Here is a 22,912-nt window from a genome sequence, read left to right as displayed (position 1 = left end):
GTCTAGGGCATCCGTGCATTCCCGGGCCGTGTCGAACGCCCCTGGAGTGACATATCCAACGGCCTCCCGGCCGGTGCGCGCTCCCGGCCGTGGGACGGGCCACACCCGCTCAACACCGCGAGAGGACCCGCTCCATCGCGTCCTTCTCCGCCTGCGTCACCCACAGGTCGTACGCGGCCTTCACGTCGATCTGCGCGGAGACGTACGCGCAGCGGAACGGCGTGTGGGGAGGCAACCAGGTAGCGGCATCGCCGTCGCCCTTCGCCCCGTTCGTCGGACCGTCCGTGGCGATGAGGTTCATCGGATCGTTCGCGAGTGCTTCCCGTTCGCCCTGGCTCAACTGCTGCGCACCCGTCTGCCATGCGTTCGACAGGGCGACGACATGGTCGATCTGGACGAGCGCCGAGGTGTCCTCGCCCCGCTCGAACGCGATCACCTCCCCCGTATAGGGGTCCTCGAGGGTTCCGCTCAGGACCTTGCACCCGTCGTCGTCGAGGACCGGGTCGAGGAGGTCGCGGGCGAGCACGTCGTCACGGGTGCGGCACCCGTTCCCGTCGACGTCGAGCCACGCCCGCCCGAACTTCTCCTCGCGTTCGTAACCGGTGCGCGGAGCACGACCCTTCACCGGAATGTCTTCGAGGGTGGTGAGGGCTGCCGAGGCGTCGACGGGTTCGTCCGAGACCGGCGACGGCAGTGGATCACCCGCGAAGAGCTCGTCCGCAGCGGCCTCGAAGAAGGCGTCCGCGAGGTCCTCGCGGTCGGCCGGGGTGCACCCGGCGAGGGTGAACGGGACGAGAGCCGCGACGGCGAGCACGCCGATGTGGGGAAGACGCATGAAGGGGAAGAACCTCGGTGGTGGGTGGGCTGTTGCTGTGGACCGCTCAGGGCTGTTGCTGTGGACCGCTCAGGGCTGTTCGAACCCGTGGTCGGCCAGCACCTCCTGCCCCTCGGGGCCGGTGACGAACTCGATGAACGCGTCCGCGAGCGCGGCCGTGCCGCCGGAACCTCCGCCGGAGTCCGCACCACTGTCGCCGGCGCCCGGACCGGCCACCGGCGCGATCGGGTACACGTTCACCGCCGAGGCGCTCTCCGGGAACTCGACGACCGCCACCTTCTCCCCCGCGGACAGCGCATCCGTGACGTACACGAGTCCGGCATCCGCCTCCCCCGAGGTCACCTTGCCGAGCACGTCGGTGACGCTGTGTTCCTCGCTCACCGGTCGCAGGTCGACCCCCGCCTCCGACAGCACGATCTCCGTCGCCGCTCCGCACGGCACCTGCGGCGCACACACGACCGCGTTCACGTCCTCGCCGGTGAGGTCGGGCAGCCCCGTGATGCCGAGCGGATTGCCGGGAGCGGTGACGATGCGGAGGGTGTTCGTCGCGAAGGCGACGGGTTCGGCCGCGGTGAGGGACGCCTCGGCGAGGGTGGCCATGGTCCGTTCGTCCGCGGTCGCGAGGACGTCGGCCGGGGCGCCGGCCTCGATCTGGGAGACGAGGTCGGAGGAGCCGGCGTAGGAGAACTCGACCCGGGCCGGAGCGTGCGCGGCCTCGAAGGCGGTGCCGATCTCCTCGAAGGCACCGCTCAGGGACGCCGCCGCGAACACGGTGAGGGTGTCGTCGTCGGTCGTTCCGTCGCCGGCGGTTGTGCCGGAACACCCGGCGAGCGCCGCGAGGCCGAGTGCCGCAGTCGCTGCGCCGAGTGCACGCCGCTGCACCCGGGACGGGCGGCCGGTTCGGTCGAACGGGGCTGTGGGCGAACGACGGGGGTGCGGGTGCGGGCTCAGGGACGACATCACCCGGACATGCTAGTTCCGGGCACGGACACGACCGCCGCTGCCCCGCGTGCTGCCGGCTGTGAGAAATTCAACGGGGACCGGTCTCACACCTGCGAGGAGGGGTTCGTGTCCGCCCCTCCCACTACAGTGGAATGTGCTCGTTGCGGCCGGACCTTCCCGCGCATTCCCGGCACTCCTCACCATCCGGAGTCCCCGGTCTCCCGCCGCGACCGGGCTCAGGCGAAGGACGCACGGCTCATGCGAAGGACCCGATGACCACGAACGAACCCGTCACGGACGGCCACACGGACGCCCGCACCGAGGGTCGCCTCACCCACGTGCGCGCGGACGGCTCCGCCCACATGGTCGACGTGAGCGCGAAACCCGTGAGCACCCGCACCGCCCGCGCCTCCTCGACCCTCCTCACCCGCCCGGAGGTCGTCGACCAGGTCTTCGCCGGGGACACCCCGAAGGGCGATGCCGTCGCCGTGGCCCGCGTCGCCGGGATCATGGCCGCGAAGAAGACCCCCGAACTCGTCCCCCTGTGCCACCCGCTGCCGCTGTCGAAGATCACCGTCGACATCGAACCGGGCACCGCGCCCGGGGAGATCAGCATCGTCACCGAGGTCCGCACGAAGGGCGTCACCGGCGTGGAGATGGAGGCCCTCACCGCCGCCTCCGTCACCGCCCTCACCCTCTTCGACATGATCAAGGCCCTCGACAAGACGGCCGTCATCACCTCCACGCAGGTCCTCGCCAAGGCCGGCGGCACCTCGGGCGACTGGGAGCGTGAGGCATGAGCCCGCGGGATCCGCAGTTCGGCGCTGGCCGTCGCGCCCTCGTCCTCGTCGCCTCGACGAGCGCCGCCGCCGGACAGACCCCGGACACGAGCGGCCCCATCGCCGTCGAGTGGCTGCGCGCACGTGGCTACGAGACCCCCGACGCCCTCATCGTGCCCGACGGTGACCCGGTCGCCGTCGCCCTCGATCACGCCCTCACGGAACTGGCCTGGGACGACCGCCCCCGCGTCATCGTCACCTCCGGAGGCACCGGCCTCAACCCCGACGACCGCACCCCGCAGATCACCCAGGCCCGCCTCGACTACGAGGTGCCCGGCATCATGCACGCGATCTGGCGCAAGGGCCTCGAGAAAGTCGAGTTCGCCGTCATGAGCCGCGGCGTCGCCGGGGTCCGCGACCGCACGTTCATCGTCAACCTCCCCGGGTCCCGCGGCGGCGTCAAGGACGGCCTCGCGGTCCTCGACACCGTCCTCCACCACATCCAGGCACAGATCGAGGACCTCCGCGACCACCGGGACAACCGCACGGGAGAGCTCCGTTCCCCCGAACTCCTCTCCACCACCGAGGCACCCCGCGGCGCAGCGCCGACCGGCACCTCCACCGGCGCCCCCAACCAGGGGTCGGCGGACCCGACACGTGATCCGGAGGAGGCCCGCCTCGGCGGTGTCGTCCACACCGCAGTGACGACGTCACCGCTCGACGCGCAGGCCGCCGACGCCGCGGTGTGCACGGACGACATGGGCGCCTCGGTCGTGTTCCGCGGGATCATCCGCAACCACGACGAGGGCCGGTCCGGGGTGCAGGGGCTCGACTACTCCGCGCACCCGGACGCCGGCACGATCCTCGCGAACACCGTCGCGAAGGTCGCCGCTGCGCACCCGAGCGTGCGGATCTGGGCCGAACACCGGATCGGCTCCCTGCAGGTCGGTGAGGACGCGCTCGTCGTCGTCTGTGCCTCGGCGCACCGGCAGGCGGCATTCGCGTGCTGCAGCGACCTCGTCGACGCGATCAAGGCCGAGGTCCCGATCTGGAAGCAGCAGTTCTACGCCGAGGGCGACCACTCGTGGGTGGGGCTCTCGTGACGACGCCGCTGAGCGCGCGCTATGCACGGCAGGTCTCCACGCCCGGGGTCGGACCGGACGGGCAGGAGAAACTCCGCCGGGCGAAGGTGCTGTGCATCGGCGCCGGTGGGCTCGGATCCCCCGCCGCCGTGTTCCTCGCCGGCGCCGGGGTCGGCATGCTCGGGCTCGTCGACGACGACCGGGTCGAGGTCTCGAACCTCCACCGACAGATCGCCCACACGACCGGTCGGATCGGCGAGTACAAGGTCGACTCCGCACACACCGCGCTCGAGGACCTCAACCCCGACGTCGAGGTCCGCACGTACCGCACACGTCTCACCTCGAAGAACGCCCTCGAGCTCCTGGAGGGGTACGACCTCGTCCTCGACGGTTCCGACGACTTCGCGACCCGCTACATCGTCTCCGACGCGACGACCGTGCTCGGGATCCCGCACGTGTGGGCGTCCGTGCTCGGCACCGGCGGGCAGATGAGCGTCTTCCACGCACCCACCGGCCCCGTCTACCGTGACCTCTTCCCCGCCGCTCCCCCGGCCGGCTCCGTGCCCTCGTGCGCGCAGGCCGGAGTGCTCGGCACCGTTCCCGGGATCCTCGGCACCGCGATGGCCGCCGAGGCGCTCAAACTGATCCTCGGGATCGGGACGCCGCTCATCGGCACCGTCGCGATCTACGACATGCTCACCGCCGCCTGGGACCGGATCCCGCTCGCGGCGAATCCCGGCGTCCGCCGGCCCGCGAGTGCCGCGGAGATCGGCGCCGACGTCGAGGAACCGACGACCGCGGAGGACCTCGCGGCCGTCGTGGAGCGCGGAACGGGACATGACGGGGACGCTCCGGGATCCCGCCGCGCCGTCGTCCTCGACGTCCGCGAACCCGAGGAATTCGCCCGCGGCGCCGTGCCCGGCGCCCGCAACATTCCCGTCGGTACCGTCGAGGCGGACCCGGACCGCATCCTCGCGGAGGTACTGGGAGACGCGGAAGCGGCGTCGGTCACCGAGGTGCGGGGCGCCTCGGCCGCCGGAGGCTCCGGCTCGGCAGGAACCGAGATCTGGGTGTACTGCCAGTCGGGGATCCGTTCCGCCCGCGCCGCCGAGGCACTCCGCACCGCACCGACCTTCCCGGCCTCCGGCGCGGTCGTCCGCGACGTCGCGGGTGGTTACGGAGCCTGGGAGCGACGCATCGCCGGCGACGCCATCGGCAGTGGCAGCGGTCCTGACAGCACGACGAACACGAACTGAGCAGAGGAACCGAGATGGTGAGGCTCACGGCGCGCACGCGCGTCCACACGTTCGGCCCCGAGGGCGAGATCCGCGCACGTGCGGACAAGCTCGCCGGCGAGGAGCCGCTCGAAGTACAGCTCGACGGTGAACAGTTCACCGTCACGATGCGCACGCCCGGCCACGACGTCGAGATGGTGCTCGGTTTCCTCCTCGCGGAGGGCGTTCTCACCTCGGCGGACCAGGTGCGGGAGATCGACTTCTCCTCCGGCCTCGACCCGGACGGACGCCGCAACTACAACGTGGCGAAGGTGTCGCTGCGTCCGGGCACCTTCGACCCCGCCGCGTACGGCGAACGCAAGGTGTACACCTCGAGCGCATGCGGGATCTGCGGGACCGCTTCGATCGAGGAGGTGCGGAAGACCTCGGCGTTCCCGCTCTTCGCGCCGCTCACCGGCATGCCCTTCGTCTCCCCTGCGACTGTGCTCTCGCTCCCGGACCGGCTGCGGGACGCCCAGTCGCTCTTCGACTCGACCGGCGGATCGCACGCCGCGGGACTGTTCCGAGTCCCTTCGGATGCGGTCGCGGAGCCCGAGCTCCTCGTCGTCCGCGAGGACGTGGGCCGGCACAATGCGGTCGACAAGGTCCTCGGCTGGGCGCTCCAGCAGGGACTGCTCCCGCTGTCCGGCACGGTCATCCAGGTGTCCGGGCGCGCGTCCTTCGAACTCGTGCAGAAGGCCGGGATGGCAGGCATCCCGGTGCTGTCGGCGGTGAGCGCACCCTCGTCCCTCGCGGTCGAACTCGGCCGGGACACGAACGTCACCGTCATCGGCTTCAACCGCGGGAAGACCTTCAACGCGTACTCGCACCCCGAGCGGATCGGGTAGGGCTCGGTCGACCGGAGCGAGCTCGGCCGGTCGAAGCGGGCTCGGCCGGTCGAAGCGGGCTCGGCCGGTCGAAGCGGGCTCGGGGCAACGACTCCGGTGGCGGGGTGGCCGGCCGGCGGTTCAGGGGAGATCTGCGATCTCGCCGTCGAGGAACCGGCTCTCGGCGGCGTTCCCGGGCAGCTCACGGGCGCGGGCGAAGGCATTCCGCGCCTCGGCGTGGCGCCCCAGGTCCCGCAGGGTGATCGCCCGTGCTGCGTGGAACGCCCGGAGTCGGTCGAGAGACGGAATCCCGTCGAGCGCATCGAGTGCCGCCAGCCCCCGCTCGCGTGACGTCGCCCGCCCCAGCGCAACCGCTCGTCCCAGGGACACGAGCGGGCCCGGGTCGACCCGCGCGAGGAGGTCGTAGAGGACGACGATCTGCCGCCAGTCGGTCTCCGAGGTGCGGGGCGCCTCGGCGTGCACGGCGGCGATCGCGGCCTGGATCGTCCAGGACCCTGCGCCCGTGGAGCCTGCGGCACGTTCGGCGAGGACGAGTCCCTCGTGCACGAGTCCCGCGTCCCACCGGGTGCGGTCCTGGTGGTCGAGGGGGACGGGGGTGCCGTCCGTGGTGGTGCGGGCGCCTCGGCGGGCTTCGGTGAGAAGGAGCAGGGCCAGGAGCCCACGGACCTCGGTGTCGTGCGGGAGCATGCGGGCGAGCAGACGCGCCAGCCGGATCGCTTCGGTCGACAGGTCGACCCGCAGGTGGTCGTCGCCGGTGCTCGCGGTGTACCCCTCGGTGAAGAGGACGGCGATGACCCGGAGGACGAGAGGCGTGCGCGCCGGCAGGTCGGCCGGCAGCGGGGGTTCGAAGGAGATGCCCATCGTCGTGATGCGTTTCTTGGCCCGGACGATCCGCTGTTGCATGGTCGGGACGGGGATGAAGAACGCGTGGGCGATCTGCTCGGTCGTGAGATCGGCGAGGAACCGGAGGGTGAGGGCCAGGCGTTCCTCGGGGCGCAGTGCCGGGTGCGCACAGGTGTAGAAGAGGGAGAGACGGTCGTCGGGGATCCGATCGACGAGCCCGCTGCCGATGGCGTCCGGAGTCGCCGGTCCGTCGGCGGGGTCGGCGGCCCGGGCTCGCGCGATGTGCTCCGGTTCCTGCTCCACGTGCAACCGGGCGAGCTTCTGCGCGAGCGTCGACTCCCGGCGCAGCAGATCGAGCGCGCGGCGTCGGGCCGTCGTCATGAGCCAGGCGACCGGGGAATCCGGGATCCCCGTGCGCGGCCACGTCGCCAGGGCACGTTCCATCGCGTCCTGAGTGACGTCCTCGGCGAGGTCGAGATCGCCGAATCGGCGCGCGAGCGCGGCGAGGACCCGGCCGCGGTCCTCACGAGAGATCCCCGCAAGGGCCTCGGCCGAATCCTCGGGCGCCGTGTCCACGGAAGCCGACCCGGGTAGTGGTGGCCGGGCCCGGATCAGTACGGGGCCAGTGGACGGATCTCCACCCGCCCGCCCGGTGCCGAACCGGGGCTCTTCTTCGCCCAGGCGATCGCGGCGTCGAGGTCGGGGACGTCGATGACATAGGCGCCGCCCACGAACTCCGAGGTCTCGGTGAAGGGTGCCTTCGTCACCACCCGTTCACCCGAGGCCTCGCTCCGGACGCTCACGCCCATGTCGGGGTCCTCAAGGGCGAAGGAGTCGACGACGACCCCGGCCGCCGTGATCTCCTGGTCGAAGGCGAAGAACTCCTCGGGGTTCGCCCCACCGTCCTCGCCGCACGCGGGATCGTTCGGGTCGCCGATGAGCAGCAGTGCGTATTTCATGGCAGGTCTCCTGTCGGTGTGTGCTGTCGGTACGTCGACGGGCGGGATGCCCGACACCACGATGACGAGCGGGATACCGCGGGATCGACAGCGATGTCGAAGTTATTTCGGGCCGGGACCTCGGGAGTCACGCTACACCGGGCGCCGGTGCAAGCGGATCACCCGGCGCAACACCATGTGTCGCATTCCCGCGTGTCCGCGGCCCATTGTGTTGCATCCGTGGAAACCGTGGGGGCGGGAGGGGAGGGAGGAGCCTCCGGGACCGGGAACGACGACACCCCACCGGGTCGTGACCGGTGGGGTGTCTGTACGGGCGCGCGAGGCGCCTCGGCAAGGGATCTGCTCAGGACGATCGATTCCATTGGCATTCCGTGAAACGGAAAGCGAATCGGTCGTCCTGGGCGAATCCGTTGGAAAGCGCGCCTCAGCTCGTTTCGCGCCTCACTTCAACGGGTGTCAGTTCACCGCGGCGAGTGCTGCCTCCACATCGGTGAGCGGTTCCTGGATCTCGGACTTCTCGACGCGCACGAGCACCGACTTCGAGGTCGGGGTGCCGGACTCGCGAGCGGTGGAGTCGAGCGGCACGAGGACGTTCGTCTCCGGGTAGTACGCAGCGGCCGCGGACTTCGTCGTGTCGTACTCGACGACGCGGAAGCGCGGGGCGACGCGGTTCCGACCGTCCTCCCACTCGGACACGAGGTCGACGTAGTCACCGTCGGCGACTCCGAGCTCCTGGCAGTCGAGCGGGTTGAGGAACACCACGCGACGACCGTTGTGGATGCCGCGGTAACGGTCGTCCTGGCCGTAGATCGTCGTGTTGAACTGGTCGTGCGAACGCAGTGTCTGGAGCATGACGCGGCCGGCGGGGACCTCGAGCCAGTCGAGGTCGGCCCCCGAGAACTCGGCCTTCCCCGACTCGGTGGTGAACGTCCGGGAGTCCTGCGGGCCGTGCGGCAGCTTGAAGCCACCCGGTTCCTCGATGCGCTTCTCGAAGTCGCGGAATCCGGGGATGACCTCGGCGATGTGACGGCGGATGACCGAGTAGTCGTTCATCGCGGCGTTCCAGTCGACCTGCGGGGTGCCCGGCTTCGGGTTGCCGTTCTCGTCGCACAGGAGCGCGATCGCGAGGTGGCAGATGATCGCGACCTCGGAGTGGAGGTCGCCCGACGGCGGGGTGAGGCTGCCCTGCGAGGAGTGCACCATGCTCATCGAGTCCTCGACGGTGACCTTCTGCGGTCCGCTGCGCTGCACGTCGAGGTCGGTGCGGCCGAGCGTCGGGAGGATGAGCGCGCGCTTGCCGGCGGCGAAGTGCGAGTGGTTGAGCTTCGTCGAGATCTGCACCGTCATCTCGCAGGAGCGCAGTGCGGCCTCCGTGACGATCGTGTCCGGCGCGGCCTTGACGAAGTTGCCGCCGAGGCCCATGAAGAACGTGATCCTCCCGTCACGCATCCCGCGGATCGTGTTGACCGCGTCCGTGCCGTGCGCCCGGGGGCTCGCGAACTCGAAGTGACCGTCGAGGGAGTCGTGGAACGACTCGGGCATCTTCTCGAAGATGCCCATCGTGCGGTCGCCCTGCACGTTCGAGTGGCCACGGACGGGGCACAGGCCGGCACCGGGACGACCGATGTTGCCCTGCGCGAGGATGACGTTGACGACCTCCTTGATCGTGTCGACCGAGTGGCGGTGCTGCGTGAGGCCCATGGCCCAGCAGACGACCGTGCGGTCGGACTCGAGGAGGAGTTCGCCCATCTCACGAATGCGCGCCTCGGGGATGCCGCTCGCCTTCTCGATCTCCTCCCACGTGGTGGACTCGAGAGCGGAGATCCAGGAGTCGAATCCGTTCGTGTAGCGCTCGATGAACGCGTGGTCGAAGACGGTCTCCATGCCGAGGGTGTGCCGCCCGGCGCGCTCGGCCTCGAGGAGGAACTTGCCGAGCCCGCGGAACACGGCCTGGTCGCCGCCGAGGCGCACCTGCAGGTGGTGATCACCGATCGCGGTGCCCTTGCCGATGACACCGCGGACCGTCTGCGGGTTGCGGTAGTTGATGAGACCCGCTTCCGGCAGCGGGTTGATGCCGACGACGATGCCGCCGTTCTGCTTGACCTTCTCGAGGGCCGAGAGCATGCGCGGATGGTTCGTCGCGGGGTTCTGGCCGACGACGAAGACGAGCTTCGACTCCTCGAGGTCACGCAGCGACACCGAGCCCTTGCCGATGCCGATCGTGCTGCCGAGCGCGGTGCCCGAGGACTCGTGGCACATGTTCGAGCAGTCCGGCAGGTTGTTCGTGCCGTAACCGCGCACGAGCAGCTGGTACATGAACGCGGCCTCGTTGGAGGCACGGCCCGAGGTGTAGAACGCCGCCTCATCCGGGCTCTCGAGGGACTGCAGCTGCTCGGCGATGAGACCGAAGGCGACCTTCCAGGACACCGGCACGTAGTGGTCCGAGCCCTCGTCCTTGAACATCGGCTGCGTGAGGCGGCCCTGGCGGTTGAGCCAGTAGTCGTCGTGCATCGCGAGTTCGGAGATCGAGTGCTCCGCGAAGAACTCGGGCTTCACGCGCTTGCGGGTGGCCTCCGCCGCGACGGCCTTCGCACCGTTCTCGCAGAACTCGAAGGGGCTGCGCTCGGAGGCGTCCGGGTCCGCCCAGGCGCAGCTCATGCAGTCGAAGCCGTGGGCCTGATTGAGCTTGAGGAGGGTCTGCCCGGTGCGCACGGGGCCCATCTCCCGGAGGGAGTGTTCCATCGCGTGGGCGACGCCACCGACACCGACCGCATGGACATAGGGCTTGCCGACGCGCAGCCCGGACTCGTCGATGTCGGGAACGTCGGGGCTCCCGAGTGCGGTCTTTGCCTTGGTCACGGCCGTGTCGATGATCTTCTGAAGAGCCATGGGTGAAGTCTACTTTCGGATCGAGGAGTCGCGAGGCCCGCAGGGGCCGGACGACGCCCGAGGCGCCCCGCCGTGTCCGACCCCGTGCTCAGCGGGCACGGGGTCGGGTCCGGGAGGGCGCCTCGGCGGTGGGTCAGAACAGGGCGGCGGCCTTCACGACGGTGAGGGCGAGGCCGTAGGCGAGCGCAGCCACGACGACCGCCGCGAGGACGATCGCGACGAGCTTGTGGAAGGCGTTCGACCCGGCAGTGCGGTCGACGGAGGAACCGGACGGGGTGGCGAGCTGCGCGGCCTCGAGCTCCTCGGCACTCACGTGGTGGCGCTTCGCCACCGGGCGGATGAGGAGGTTCGCGACGAAACCGAGCGCGAGCACACCCACCATGATGTAGAGCGACAGCGCGTAGACGCCGGCGCCCTCGGCACCCGAGGCGGAACCGTGTTCGACAACGACGTTGACGATGAGCGGCCCGGCGATACCGGCCGCCGCCCACGCCGTGAGGATGCGGCCGTGGATGGCGCCGACCTGGTACACGCCGAAGAGGTCACGCAGGTAGGCGGGCATCGTCGCGAAGCCACCGCCGTAGAAGGACAGGATGACGAGCGTCGCGAGGATGAAGAGGACGACGTTGCCGCCGCCGAAGATCGCGATGAAGAGGTACGCGAGGAGGCCGACACCGAGGTAGACGACGTAGACGTTCTTGCGGCCGATGTAGTCCGAGGCAGTCGACCACACGAACCGGCCGCCCATGTTCGCGAGCGAGAGCAGACCGACGAAGCCGGCGGCGGACGCCGCGGTGATCTCGGAGAAGTAGTCCTGGATCATCGGGGCGGCGTTCTCGAGGATGCCGATACCGGCGGTGACGTTCGTGAAGAGGACGATCCACAGGAACCAGAACTGCGGCGTGCGCATCGCGGACTTCACGGAGACGTTCACGAGGGACTTGCGCTCGACGCCGTCCTCGTCGACCGGGGGCTGGTAGCCGGCGGGCTTCCAGTCCGGGTGGGGCAGGCGGATGACGTAGGCACCCGCGGCGATCGCGAGTGCGTAGACGACACCGAGCGTGACGAACGTCGGGGTGAGGCCGGCGACGAGGTTCTCCGGCTCGGTGCCACCACCGAAGGCGCCCATGAGCGCCGAGGACAGCGGGCTCGCGATGAGAGCACCGCCACCGAAGCCCATGATCGCCAGGCCCGTGGCGAGGCCCGGGCGGTCCGGGAACCACTTCATGAGGGTGGACACCGGGGAGATGTACCCGATGCCGAGGCCGATGCCGCCGATGACGCCGTACCCGACGTAGAGGAGCCACAGCTGACCGGTGGAGATGCCGAGGGAGGCGACGAAGAAGCCGACGACCCAGAAGGCGCCTGCGACGACCATCGACTTGCGCGGGCCGGCCTTCTCCACCCAGGTGCCGCCGATCGCCGCGGAGATACCGAGCATCGCGATCGCGAGGGAGAAGATCCAGCCGATCGCCACCTCACCGGTTTCGAAGCGGTCCATGAAGGGGACCTTGAAGACGCTGAGGGCGTACACCTGGCCGATGCACAGGTGGATGGCGAGCGCCGCCGCGGGCATGAGCCACCGGTTGAATTCCGGGGGCGCGACGATGGATTCCTTGTCGAGCAGACGCACGGGGAACCTTTCGGTTATGTTCGAGTTGGTTGAAAGATCACTGGGAACCGTATCAATATCCGGCATTCTGATTGAAAGTCGAACGTGTTCCGGATCACGTCGTTCCCACACGCGGCCTGAGGCGCCACTCCCGCAGCCTGACGCATCACCTCCCGGCAGGACATGCTCCTCACTGCACGTGGGGTTCCCCGTTCCCCCGATACCTCGGGCCCCGCAGCGGGTGGTGACGCAAGAGACAGAGGACGTCGGTCACCTCCTGGGTCCTTCCGACCGCGCCGGGAGCAGAATGAGAGGCATGAAGAACATCACTGTCCTCGGCACCGGAGTCCTCGGCTCCCAGATCATCTTCCAGTCGGCCTTCCACGGATTCGCCGTCACCGCTTTCGACATCTCCGAGGACGCGCTTACCGCGGCCCGGGACCGGTTCGCGAAGCTCGCCGCCCGGTACGTCGACGAGGTCGAGGGAGCGACCGCGGAGTCCACGGCCGCAGCGATCGACCGCATCGCCCTCACCACCGACCTCGCGGCGTCCGTGGCGGAGGCCGACCTCGTCATCGAGGCGATCCCGGAGAAGCTCGAACTCAAGCAGAGCACCTGGGCGGAGGTGGGCGCCGCCGCTCCCGCACACACGATCTTCGCGACGAACTCGTCGACGCTCCTGCCGAGCGACATGATGGAGTCCTCCGGGCGGCCGGAGAAGTTCCTCGCCCTCCACTTCGCGAACGAGATCTGGTCGCACAACACCGGCGAGGTCATGGGCACTCCGAAGACCGACCCCGAGGTGTACCGCACCGTCGTCGACTTCGCACGGAACATCGGCATGGTGCCGATCGAGATCAAGAAGGAGAAGGCCGGTTATCTCCTCAACTCGCTCCTCGTGCCGCTGCTCAACGCGGCCGCGGAACTCCTCGTCGACGGAATCGCGGAGCCGAAGGACATCGACGCGACCTGGAGGATCGGGACCCAGTCACCCAAGGGACCGTTCGAGATCTTCGACGTCGTCGGACTCACCACCGCGTACAACATCTCCTCCGTGAGCGCGGACCCGAAGCAGCGCGCCTTCGCGGAGCTCGTCAAGACCGAGTACATCGACAAGGGCAAGCTCGGCGTCGCCACGGGCGAGGGGTTCTACACCTACTGAGCGACCTCCTGAGTGACCTCCTGAGCGCCGGTCGGGTCACCGGCCCGGCGCCGGGGCCTCGGCCCGCATCACTCCCGGTCGGTCGCGCTGAGATACGGCAGTGCCTCCGCGGCCGACCGGATGTGTTTCTCCATCGTGTCCGCGAGCGTGTGGTCCCGGTCGCCGGACTCGATCTCCCGGAAGATCGCCTCGTGCTGTTCCACGAGCATCGCCGCGAGCGAGTCCCAGTCGTCGACCTGCCGGAAGCCACGGAGGATCTCGGCGCGGAGGGATTCGCGGATCGCCCCCGTCATGTCCGCGAACAGACGGTTGCCCCCGGCCTGGGCGATCGCGATATGGAACTCGGTATCGGCCTCGTTGAAGGCCTCGCGGGTGAGCCCCGGACTCTGCATGACCGCGAGGGCCCCCCGCATCCGGGCGAGCGCATCGGCATCGGCGCGTCGGGCCGCGAGTTCGGCGCTCGCGCGTTCGAGGAGGACGCGGGCCTCGACGACCTCGTCGATCCGGAAGTTCGAGAGCGCGACGTGGAGGCGCAGGAACCGCATGAGCGCCTGGCTCGGGAGGGCCGCGACGAAGGTGCCGGCGGACTTGCCGGAACCCACTCCCGACCGCAGCACCCCCTGCCCCTCGAGGACGCGGATGGCCTCGCGTACGCCGGCCCGGCTCACGCCGAGGGTCGCGGCGAACTCGCGTTCGGGCGGCAGCGCATCTCCGACGACGAGGTCACCGGACATGATCCTGTCCTCGATCTGCGCAATGACGAGTTCATGGGTACTGCTGCGGGCCAGCGGTGCCCAGGCGGGCTTTCCCGCCCGCTCCCCCGCCGAGGCGTCCTGCGGTCCCGGCCCGGCCGGCGCCTCGGGCGCGGTGGTGTCGTCGGTGCTCATGGGGACCTTTTCTAGCACGTCACCCCTCACGCGGTTGACCCCCGTCACACTTTGTCCCTACGCTCTCCCCCGTACTCCTGCGTGGTCTGACCACACAGAGGTGCGCTCACACCGTCCACAGCGTGAGGCGGCGCGCGACCGCTCGCACGCCGCACCACCCCGCCGCAACCCGGTGTCGTCAGGGACGACGGCACCGACATCACCGTCGATGTCCCGTGGAGAGTAGATGTACACACCCGATGTGGCCCCGATCGCCGACAACCTCACCCTGTCGGCCCTCGTGGCGGCACTTCCCCTCGTCACCGTCTTCGTCACGCTCGGCCTCCTGCGGTGGAAGGCCCACTGGGCAGGCCTCACCGCCCTCGGTGTGGCCCTCCTCGTCGCGATCCTCGGGTACCGCATGCCGCTCGACCTCGCCGCGCTCTCGGCGACCCAGGGCGCCGCCTTCGGCCTTTTCCCCATCATGTGGATCGTCCTCATGGCGATCTGGCTCTACGAACTCACGGTGAGGAGCGGCCGCTTCGAGGACCTCCGCCGGGTCATCGACACGGTCTCCGACGACCCCCGCATCCAGGCGATGATCATCGCGTTCTGCTTCGGCGGTCTGCTCGAGGCCCTCGCCGGCTTCGGCGCCCCCATCGCGATCACCGGCGTCATGCTGCTCGCCATCGGCTTCTCGAAGATGCGGGCGGCCACCGTCGTCCTCGTCGCGAACACCGCGCCGGTCGCGTTCGGCGCGATCGCGATCCCGATCCTCACCGCCGGCACCCTCACCGGCATCGACTACCACCACATCGGCGCGATCGTCGGCCACCAGACCCCGCTCATCGCACTCTTCGTCCCGACGTTCCTCGCATTCCTCGCCGACGGCCTGCGCGGGGTCAAGGAGATCTGGCCGATCGCCGTCGTCGTCGGTGTCGCCTTCGCCGCAGCCCAGTGGGTGTCCGCGACCTGGATCTCCGTCGAACTCACCGACGTCATCTCCTCGCTCGTCGGTCTCCTCGCCGCAGTCCTCATGCTCCGCGTCTGGAAGCCGAAGGGCGGCGAGGCCGCACGCGCACGCCTCCTCGGCGAGCGCCGGCGCGAGGACGAGGAACTCGCCGTCGAGGCCGCTGCCGCCGGCCGTGCAGGGAAGGCGACGACCACGGCCGAGGCGACCCGCGCCTCGGCGACGGACGGCACCACCGCGGACGCCGCAGACGCAGCCGGAGCTGCGGGCACGGCAGGCGTCGGCCTCACGGGTTCCCGGGTGTTCCTCGCCCTCTTCCCGTACCTGCTCGTCATCGTGATCTTCGCGCTCGCGAAGCTGTGGACCCCGCTCACCTCGGCACTCGCGGCCACCGATGTGAAGATCCCGTGGCCGGGCTCCGACGGACGGATCCTCACCGCCGCCGGCGAGGTCTCGACGAACACCGTCTACAGCTTCCAGTGGCTGTCCTCGCCGGGCACGCTCCTGCTCATCACCGGCATCATCGTCGCGGCGGTGTACCGGATGAAGCCGCAGGACGCGCTCGAGGTGTTCACGAGGAACGTCGTGAAGATGCGGTTCTCGATCCTCACCGTCGTCTCCGTGCTCTCGCTCGCGTACGTGATGAACCAGGCCGGGCAGACGATCACGATCGGCACGTGGATCGCCGGAACCGGCGCCGCGTTCGCGTTCCTCGCACCGATCCTCGGCTGGCTCGGCACCGCGGTCACCGGTTCGGACACGAGCGCCAACGCCCTCTTCGCGACGCTCCAGCAGACCGCCGCGCTCAAGGCCGGACTGGACCCGGCGCTCATGGTCGCCGCGAACACCTCCGGCGGTGTCGTCGGCAAGCTCATCAGCCCGCAGAACCTCACGATCGCCGCGACCGCGGTCGGGCTCCTCGGCAAGGAGTCCGCGATCCTGCGGAAGGTTGTGTGGTGGAGCATCGGCATGCTCGTGGCGCTCTGCCTCCTCAACGGGCTGCAGTCGAATGTGCTCGCGTGGATGCTGCCGCAGCCGTGATTCCGCCGCGCACGCACGGCATGATGTCCTCACGTGCGCGCATCGGGCGGCGGTTTCCACACGGTCGTGGGAACCGCCGTCCGCCGGAGGCCCGGGTCATCGATCGCATGCCGACCCTGTCCTCTCCCGCATCGCAGTCCTCTCCCGCATCGCATTGATACGCTCTCCCCATGTGGTCTGACCACACTGTCATCGAAGGAGACTCCTCATGGTGAAACGCCAGGTACCCAACCCCGCCGAGATCTTCGAACTGCTCAAGTTCAAGAAGGTCGAGCTCAACGGCAAGAAGCGCAGGCTCGAGTCCGCGCTCACGATCCACGACCTCCGCGACATCGCGAAGCGCCGCACCCCGGCCGCCGCGTTCGACTACACCGATGGTGCGGCCGAGGGCGAGATCTCGCTGTCGCGTGCCCGCCAGGCGTTCGAGGACGTCGAGTTCCACCCGTCGATCCTCAAGGACGTGTCCCACGTCGACACGACAACGCAGGTCCTCGGTGGTTCCTCGGCGATGCCCTTCGGAATCGCACCGACCGGGTTCACCCGCCTCATGCAGACCGAGGGTGAGGTCGCCGGTGCGGGCGCCGCAGGTGCTGCGGGCATCCCCTTCTCGCTGTCGACGCTCGGCACCACCTCGATCGAGGGCGTGAAGGCCGCGAACCCGCACGGCCGTAACTGGTTCCAGCTGTACGTGATGAACGACCGCGAGGTGTCCTACGGCCTCGTCGAACGCGCAGCGAAGGCCGGGTTCGACACCCTCTTCTTCACCGTCGACACCCCTGTCGCCGGTGCCCGTCTGCGCGACAAGCGCAACGGCTTCTCGATCCCGCCGCAGATCTCCCTCGGCACCGTGATCGACGCCCTGCCGCGCCCCTGGTGGTGGTGGGACTTCCTCACGACTCCGCAGCTCGAGTTCGCGTCGTTCTCCTCGACCGGCGGCACCGTCGGGGAGCTCCTCAACGCCGCGATGGACCCGTCGATCGACTACGAGGCGCTCGAGGAGATCCGTGCGATCTGGCCCGGAAAGATCGCGATCAAGGGCGTGCAGAACGTCGAGGACTCGAAGCGCCTGGCCGACCTCGGGGTCGACGGGATCGTGCTCTCGAACCACGGTGGCCGTCAGCTCGACCGTGCGCCCGTGCCGTTCCACCTCCTGCCCGAGGTCGTCCGGGAGGTCGGCAAGGACACCGAGGTCATGGTCGACACCGGCATCATGAACGGCGCGGACATCGTCGCGTCGATCGCACTCGGTGCGAAGTTCACGCTCATCGGCCGCGCGTACCTGTACGGCCTCATGGCCGGTGGCCGTGAGGGTGTGGACCGCACGATCGAAATCCTCTCGGAGGAGATCGTCCGCACGATGAAGCTGCTCCAGGTCAACTCGATCGAGGAGCTCGAACCGCGTCACGTCACGCAGCTCACCCGCTTCAACCGGGTACCGAAGGAGTCGTCGACGACGATCCTCTGAGGCCTCGGCGCGCAGGTCTCCCCCGAGCCCGGTTCCCTGCGTTCCTCCCACGGTTTCACCCAGGGCAATCGAATGAGTTTCCGTTCCCGCCGAACGCAACTCTTTCGGTTGCCCTGGGTGATTCTCTTTGCGCGAGCGGTGCCGTGCCCTCCGCCCCGGGCCACGCCCGCCCCGCCCTCGCTCGCTCCGCCCGTGGGACGGACCCTTCCCACGGACGGGTTCCGGGCGTACTTTCGCTCCATGAACACTCAGGCAGGCGGTCGCCCGATCACCGCTCCGGCGGATTCCTCGGACGAGGCCGTCCTCGCGTGGTTGCTCGACTCGGATCCGGCGCTCCACTGGCAGGTCGAGCGCGCTCTCGTGGGAGCTCCCGCCGAGGTGTGGGAAGCGACCCGGGCCCGCGTGACCGAGGGAGGGTTCGGGGCGCGGCTTCTTGCGCTGCAGGATCCGGACGGACAGTGGTCCGGTGGAGCGTACGTCCCGGCGCGCGGCTCTGCAGGTGCACCGGACCCGGGTGACACCGAGCAACCGTGGACGGCGACGACGTGGTCGCTGGGCGCCCTGCGGTCATGGGGCTGTCCGGCCGAGGCGCTCGGCGACACGCCCGACCGCCTCGAACGGAATGCCCGATGGGAGTACGCGACCTGCCCTACTGGGACGGCGAGGTCGACGTATGCATCAACGCGTTCCCCCTGGCGAACGGCCTGTGGTTGGGCCGCGACATGGACGCGCTCGCCCAGTGGTTCGTCGATCATGCCATGGACGAGGGAGGGTGGAACTGCGAATGGGTCGAGGGATCGACCCGGGCGTCGGTCGATTCGACGATCAATGCTCTCGAAGGGTTGCTCGAGTACGAACGGGGCACGGGCGGACGCGGGCGGAACAGCGAGCACGAGAGCGGCACGCACGGCTGGCGAGGACTATCTCCTCGAACGACGGGTTCTTCACCGACTCACCGACGACAGCCCGATCGTCCCCTGGCAGACCGTGTTCGCCTATCCCCCACGCGCGGCCTATTCCGCGCTCCGCGTTTTCGACCACTTCCGCGCCGCCGACGAGGTGGCCTCCTCCGGCTCACTGCGCGGCGACGACCACCTGACCGAGGCCGTCGAACTCGTGAGGAGCAGACGGAAGCCGGACGGAACCTGGCATCAGGATTGGCGGCACGGCGGGAAGATGTGGTTCGAGGTGGACGTTCCGCCCGGCCACCCGTCCCCGTGGCTCACGTTCCGGGCCCTCCGAGTCCTCCGCTGGTGGGACAACTCCACGGGCTGATGGATGTCGTCCGCCGGTCCGCTCACCCTGCGAGGCGGGCCTCCCATTCGAGGATCCACTTCTTCCGGTCATGACCGCCGCGGTAGTTGCCGAAGGACCCGTCGGTGCGGACGACGCGGTGGCACGGGAGCACGATCGGCAGCGGGTTCTGCGCGCACGCGGAGCCCACAGCGCGCACGGCCTTCGGGTTGCCCACCATCGTCGCCATCTCCGTGTAGCTGCGTGTTGATCCGAAGGGGATCTTCGCGAGGGCCTGCTGCACGGTCGCCCGGAAACCGCCGAGCTTCGTGAGGGCGAAATCGAGGGGGAGGTCGAAGGTGCGACGTCCGCCCTCGAAGAACTCCTCGAGTTCCCGCAGATACAGCCGTAGCCCTTCGGGATCCTCGACGACGATGGGACCGGCGACGGCCGAGACCTCGAGCAGAACGGCTTCCGGGTCCTCGGTGTCGAACCCGATGCGGAGAAGCCCCCGGTCGGTGGCGACGACGAGGATGCGCCCCATGGGACTCGGCAAGAAGGCGAAGCGCGCGTCGACCTTCCCCTCGGTGGAGGCGACGTCGAACACCCGCGCGTTGAGCCGCTCGAGCATGGCCCGTTCGACCGCGGACGCCGGCGCGGCGAGTGCCGCTTCCGGTTCCCAGGGAGTGCTGCCTCCCGGTCGCCCGTCGTTCACCGCCGCACCGCTCGTGAGCGGGAGTTCCCCCACTGCGCGCAGTTCTCCTCGTTCGTTCATGCCGTCTCTCCTCCTGCTCGTTCTCCCACGTGCCTGCGCAGCGCCGCGATGCCGTCCGCCGCCGCTCGCCGTGCTGCGGACTCCGTCCCACCGAGCTCCTCCGCGATCGCCCTGAACGGCATACCGAGGAGATAGTGGTGCGCAATGACGGAGCGCTGTCGTTCCGTGAGCAGTCCGAGGAGCTCCACGACGTCGACGTCCCCGTGGTGGGCTTCGTCCCGCAGCCCGTTCCGGACACTTGCGTGCTCGACGGACGCTGCGAGATCCTCGTCGTCCGCGGGAACGGGCAGAACGGAGTTACGACGGTGGATGTCCACCGAGGCGTTGTGGGCGATGCGCACGAGCCACGCCTGCACATTGGCATCCGCCGGCAGCGAGGCGTAGGCACGGATGGCCCGCAGGAAGGTTTCCGCGTAGGCGTCCTCCGCGTCACGGGGATCCGCGTGCATGGATCTGCAGAACCGTAGTACTGCCAGACCGTGCTCGCGGACCACCCGGTCGAAGGGGTGACGCACCGAAGGTTGAATGTCCATCACCCTGTAAACGTTCGAGGAGGCGGTTTCGTGAGGTCGCTGCGTGGATTTCTTCCGATTCCTCGGGCGACTCCCACGAAACCCTATGTCGTCCCCATCCGGCGGCGGGTCGACGACGGTGCGCTCACTTCGAGAACAGCGCCTGCTCGACCGCGTCGGAGATCGCCGGATTGCTCGTGAGCCCGGACCCACCATCCACGTGGTACTGCGAACCGGTGACATAGGCGCCGAGCGGCCCGGAGAGCACTGCGGCCATCGCCCCGAGTTCCTCGGCGTCCGCCCAGCGTCCGAGCGGCACCGCCTTGTTCCAGGCGTCCTTACCGGTCGGACCAGCCAGACGGGACATGCCCTCGGTTCCGTTCACCGGGCCCGGCACGAGGGAGTTCGACCGGATGCCGTGCGGTCCCCACTCGAGCGCGAGGTCCTTCATGAGCATCTCGATTCCGGCCTTCGCCGCCCCGACATGTGCCTGGAACTTGTTCGCCTTGTACGCCTGACCTGCGGAGATGAAGAGGATCGAGCCCTTCGTCCGCTGGAGGTACGGGAACGCCGCACGTGCCGTGTGGTACGCCCCGAGGAGGTCGATGTTCACGACCGTGGCGAAGGCGTTCGCGCTCATCTCCTCCGCGCGGGCGAAGAAGTTGCCGGCGGCGCCGGCGACGGCGATGCTCACGTCCCCGAGCTCGGAGGCGGCGTGGTCGACGGAGGCCTGGAGCGCCTCGGGGTCCCGCACGTCGGCGGCCCTGTAGGCGACCTTCGCCCCGAGGGCGGCGATCTCCTCGGCGGCGGCCGCGAGCTTCGACTCGGTGCGCCCGCAGATCGCGACGTCCGCACCGCACCGGGCGAAGGCCTTCGCGATCCCGAGGTTGATACCCGAACCGCCGCCGGTGATGAAGGCGACGTGCCCCTCGAGAAGCTTCGGAGACAGATACCCGATCGGATCGTGCACGGTCTGCTCCGCGGCGGCATCGTTCGGACGCACATCACCGTTCGTGCTCATGCCTTCGCTCCCTTCTCGTCGGACTTCGCCTGTTTCCGGGCAGCGAGGATCGCCTGACGTTTCTCCACCGCGGCGATCTGTTCGGGGCTGCCCATGAGTTCGGCGATGACCTCCTGCTCGCGGGCGAATCCCTCGGCGAGCGAGGCACCCGAACCGGCGAGGTCGACGAGTTCCTTGGCCCGGACAAGGGCGGTGCGGGACCTCTCCGCGAGGTCGCGCCCGATCTCGAGTGCCCGCGCGACGGGATCCTCGGCGATCTCGTCCGCGAGGCCGATGCGTTCGGCCCGTTCACCGTCGATGACCTTGCCCGTGAAGACGAGCAGTTTCGCCTGCGCCGGCCCGACGAGGCGCGGCAGCAGCTGGGTGCCGCCCATGTCCGGGGCGAGTCCCCAGTTGAGTTCCATCATCGAGAGCTTCGCGTCGCGGGCGACGATCCGGACGTCCGCGCCGAGCGCCACCTGGAGCCCGCCGCCGAAGGCGACGCCGGTGACCCCGGCGATGACCGGGACCGGGACGAGCGACCACACGTGCACGGCCTTCTGCGCGATCGCCTTCGCCGCGCCGAGGGGTTCGCCCTGGGCGACGACGTTCTTCGTCCCGCCGACCTTCTCCCCCGTCTTCATCCGCTGGAACTCGCCGAGGTCGAGGCCGGCGCAGAACGCCCGCCCCTCACCACTGAGCACCACGGCATTCACCGTCGGCGCGTCGAGGAGCGAGGTCCCGATCTCGACCAGGTCCTCGAAGACCTCGCGGGTGAGCGAGTTGAGACTGTCGGGCCGGTTGAGACGGACGTGGGCGAGGCCGTCGTCGATGTCGAGGACGACGGTGCCGTGAGTAGCAGTGGTGGTCATCATGCTCCTTTGCATGGGGTGACGCCGAACGGGGGAACGGGGGTGGGGCGCGCCGCGCGGCTACGGCGGCACGACCTTCGTCTCCCCACTCTAACTGCACACCGAACGATCGTTCAGCGAGGGCTACCGTCCCTGCCCGATCCTCCTGGCCGTCTCCTGCAGCAGCGGCACCGCCCGCGCGCGGAACGCGTCGTCGACCCGGCTCTCGGGCCCGGACACGGAGATCGCCGTGGGCGTCGGCATCCCGGGGACCGACACCGCCAGGCACCGCACCCCGATCTCCTGCTCGCTGTCGTCGACCGCGTACCCGCGTTCACGGATCCGCGCGAGCTCCACCCGGAGTGCCGGTAGCGTCCCGATGCTGTGCACGGTCGCGACCGGCATTCCCGCCGAGGAGACGATCGCCTCGACACGCTCCTCGGACAACAGCGCGAGGATCGCCTTCCCGACTCCCGAGGTGTGCGTGTGGACGCGCCGTCCCACCTCGGTGAACATCCGCATCGAATGCGCCGAGGGCACCTGCGCGACATAGGTCGCCCGGTCGTCGTCGAGGACCGCCATGTTCGCGGTCTCCCCGAGTTCCTCGACGAGCCCGGCCAGGTGCGGCCGCGCCCAGGCTCCGAGCTGCTGGCCGGCGCTCTCCCCGAGCCGGATGAGTCCCGGCCCCAGGCTGTAGTGCTTGTTCGACAGCTGACGTACGTACCCGGTCGCGATGAGCGTGTGCAGCAGTCGGTGGATCGTCGGCAGCGGCAGCGGCACCTCCTCCGCGAGGTGCGAGATCGTCATCTCCCCGCCCTCCGCGGCGATCCTCTCGAGGAGGAGGAAGGCGCGGTCCACGGACTGCACGCCGGACGTGGTGTTCGTGCCCAACCGGGTCCTCCTCGGTTCCTTCGTGTCGGAATGCGCTCCCGTGACGGGAAGCGCGTCGCAGGAGCGCCGTCCGCTCTGCGGAC

At 69.4% G+C, this 22,912-nt stretch carries 20 protein-coding genes; 8 read left to right on the top strand and 12 right to left on the bottom strand.

What is annotated here, in order from left to right:
* Positions 1-109 precede the first annotated feature (109 nt).
* Both ABD172_RS08515 and modA read right to left on the bottom strand, forming a co-directional pair.
* The gene (locus ABD172_RS08515; RefSeq protein WP_344308735.1) at positions 110-835 is read right to left on the bottom strand and encodes an HNH endonuclease family protein; all 726 of its coding nucleotides are present in this window, start codon (positions 833-835) and stop codon (positions 110-112) included.
* Between the two features lie 69 nt (positions 836-904).
* Positions 905-1,795 (bottom strand): molybdate ABC transporter substrate-binding protein, encoded by an 891-nt coding sequence (gene modA / locus ABD172_RS08510; RefSeq protein WP_344308733.1) that lies wholly within the window; start codon positions 1,793-1,795, stop codon positions 905-907.
* A gap of 254 nt (positions 1,796-2,049) precedes the next feature.
* Between modA and moaC the strand changes: the two genes are divergently transcribed.
* The 4 genes from moaC to fdhD are packed head-to-tail and all read left to right on the top strand — an operon-like array spanning position 2,050 to position 5,760.
* Positions 2,050-2,577 carry a cyclic pyranopterin monophosphate synthase MoaC gene (gene moaC, locus ABD172_RS08505; RefSeq protein ID WP_344308732.1) on the top strand — a complete coding sequence of 176 codons (528 nt, stop codon included), beginning with the start codon at positions 2,050-2,052 and terminating at the stop codon, positions 2,575-2,577.
* On the top strand, positions 2,574-3,659 hold the full coding sequence (locus tag ABD172_RS08500; RefSeq protein WP_344308730.1) for a molybdenum cofactor biosynthesis protein MoaE: 1,086 nt from the start codon (positions 2,574-2,576) through the stop codon (positions 3,657-3,659). Before moaC ends, ABD172_RS08500 begins: the two co-directional genes overlap by 4 nt.
* The gene (locus tag ABD172_RS08495; RefSeq protein ID WP_344308729.1) at positions 3,641-4,894 is read left to right on the top strand and encodes a ThiF family adenylyltransferase; all 1,254 of its coding nucleotides are present in this window, start codon (positions 3,641-3,643) and stop codon (positions 4,892-4,894) included. Before ABD172_RS08500 ends, ABD172_RS08495 begins: the two co-directional genes overlap by 19 nt.
* Before the next feature lie 14 nt (positions 4,895-4,908).
* Positions 4,909-5,760, top strand: a complete 852-nt coding sequence (gene fdhD, locus ABD172_RS08490; RefSeq protein ID WP_344308727.1) for a formate dehydrogenase accessory sulfurtransferase FdhD — start codon at positions 4,909-4,911, stop codon at positions 5,758-5,760.
* Between the two features lie 120 nt (positions 5,761-5,880).
* Here fdhD and ABD172_RS08485 read toward each other — a convergent pair whose 3' ends face one another.
* The 4 genes from ABD172_RS08485 to ABD172_RS08470 all read right to left on the bottom strand — a co-directional run bounded on the left by ABD172_RS08485 (position 5,881) and on the right by ABD172_RS08470 (position 12,084).
* Positions 5,881-7,179, bottom strand: coding sequence for an RNA polymerase sigma factor (locus ABD172_RS08485; protein WP_344308726.1), 1,299 nt, complete (start codon positions 7,177-7,179; stop codon positions 5,881-5,883).
* A gap of 35 nt (positions 7,180-7,214) precedes the next feature.
* A complete protein-coding gene (locus ABD172_RS08480) occupies positions 7,215-7,562 on the bottom strand; it encodes a YciI family protein (protein ID WP_344308724.1) in 348 nt (115 codons plus the stop codon).
* Between the two features lie 456 nt (positions 7,563-8,018).
* The gene (locus ABD172_RS08475; RefSeq protein WP_344308723.1) at positions 8,019-10,451 is read right to left on the bottom strand and encodes an FdhF/YdeP family oxidoreductase; all 2,433 of its coding nucleotides are present in this window, start codon (positions 10,449-10,451) and stop codon (positions 8,019-8,021) included.
* A gap of 133 nt (positions 10,452-10,584) precedes the next feature.
* Entirely contained in the window at positions 10,585-12,084 is a 1,500-nt protein-coding gene (locus tag ABD172_RS08470) for an L-lactate MFS transporter (RefSeq protein WP_425546673.1), read from the bottom strand.
* Positions 12,085-12,379: 295 nt separating this feature from the next.
* Here ABD172_RS08470 and ABD172_RS08465 point away from each other — a divergent pair, with 295 nt between their 5' ends.
* Complete coding sequence (locus ABD172_RS08465) at positions 12,380-13,225, top strand: 3-hydroxyacyl-CoA dehydrogenase (RefSeq protein ID WP_425546672.1); 846 nt, start codon at positions 12,380-12,382, stop codon at positions 13,223-13,225.
* Positions 13,226-13,293: 68 nt separating this feature from the next.
* On the opposite strand, the gene ABD172_RS08460 is transcribed toward ABD172_RS08465, so the two are convergent.
* Positions 13,294-14,112: a FadR/GntR family transcriptional regulator gene (locus tag ABD172_RS08460; RefSeq protein ID WP_344308719.1), complete on the bottom strand. Its 819-nt coding sequence runs from the start codon at positions 14,110-14,112 to the stop codon at positions 13,294-13,296.
* A 226-nt stretch (positions 14,113-14,338) separates the two neighbouring features.
* Here ABD172_RS08460 and ABD172_RS08455 point away from each other — a divergent pair, with 226 nt between their 5' ends.
* The 3 genes from ABD172_RS08455 (at position 14,339) to ABD172_RS08445 (ending at position 18,842) form a co-directional block, all read left to right on the top strand.
* Positions 14,339-16,102: an L-lactate permease gene (locus tag ABD172_RS08455; RefSeq protein WP_344308718.1), complete on the top strand. Its 1,764-nt coding sequence runs from the start codon at positions 14,339-14,341 to the stop codon at positions 16,100-16,102.
* Between the two features lie 208 nt (positions 16,103-16,310).
* Positions 16,311-17,567: an alpha-hydroxy acid oxidase gene (locus ABD172_RS08450; RefSeq protein ID WP_344308716.1), complete on the top strand. Its 1,257-nt coding sequence runs from the start codon at positions 16,311-16,313 to the stop codon at positions 17,565-17,567.
* A gap of 828 nt (positions 17,568-18,395) precedes the next feature.
* Entirely contained in the window at positions 18,396-18,842 is a 447-nt protein-coding gene (locus ABD172_RS08445; RefSeq protein ID WP_344308715.1) for a hypothetical protein, read from the top strand.
* A gap of 22 nt (positions 18,843-18,864) precedes the next feature.
* On the opposite strand, the gene ABD172_RS08440 is transcribed toward ABD172_RS08445, so the two are convergent.
* From ABD172_RS08440 to ABD172_RS08420, 5 genes are all read right to left on the bottom strand, one after another.
* Positions 18,865-19,575, bottom strand: a complete 711-nt coding sequence (locus ABD172_RS08440; protein ID WP_344308713.1) for a methylated-DNA--[protein]-cysteine S-methyltransferase — start codon at positions 19,573-19,575, stop codon at positions 18,865-18,867.
* A complete protein-coding gene (locus ABD172_RS08435; RefSeq protein WP_344308711.1) occupies positions 19,572-20,108 on the bottom strand; it encodes an RNA polymerase sigma factor in 537 nt (178 codons plus the stop codon). The genes ABD172_RS08440 and ABD172_RS08435 overlap by 4 nt, the downstream gene beginning before the upstream one ends.
* A 124-nt stretch (positions 20,109-20,232) precedes the next feature.
* A complete protein-coding gene (locus ABD172_RS08430; protein WP_344308710.1) occupies positions 20,233-21,108 on the bottom strand; it encodes an SDR family oxidoreductase in 876 nt (291 codons plus the stop codon).
* Positions 21,105-21,959 (bottom strand): enoyl-CoA hydratase-related protein, encoded by an 855-nt coding sequence (locus tag ABD172_RS08425; protein WP_344308709.1) that lies wholly within the window; start codon positions 21,957-21,959, stop codon positions 21,105-21,107. The genes ABD172_RS08430 and ABD172_RS08425 overlap by 4 nt, the downstream gene beginning before the upstream one ends.
* A 123-nt stretch (positions 21,960-22,082) precedes the next feature.
* Positions 22,083-22,829 carry an IclR family transcriptional regulator gene (locus ABD172_RS08420; RefSeq protein ID WP_344308708.1) on the bottom strand — a complete coding sequence of 249 codons (747 nt, stop codon included), beginning with the start codon at positions 22,827-22,829 and terminating at the stop codon, positions 22,083-22,085.
* Between the last annotated feature and the right edge of the window lie 83 nt (positions 22,830-22,912).

The organism is Brevibacterium samyangense (assembly GCF_039529845.1).
Lineage (GTDB): Bacteria > Actinomycetota > Actinomycetes > Actinomycetales > Brevibacteriaceae > Brevibacterium > Brevibacterium samyangense.
The sequence above is the reverse complement of the archived record's forward strand: the minus strand, read 5'-3'. Positions and strand labels throughout refer to the sequence as shown.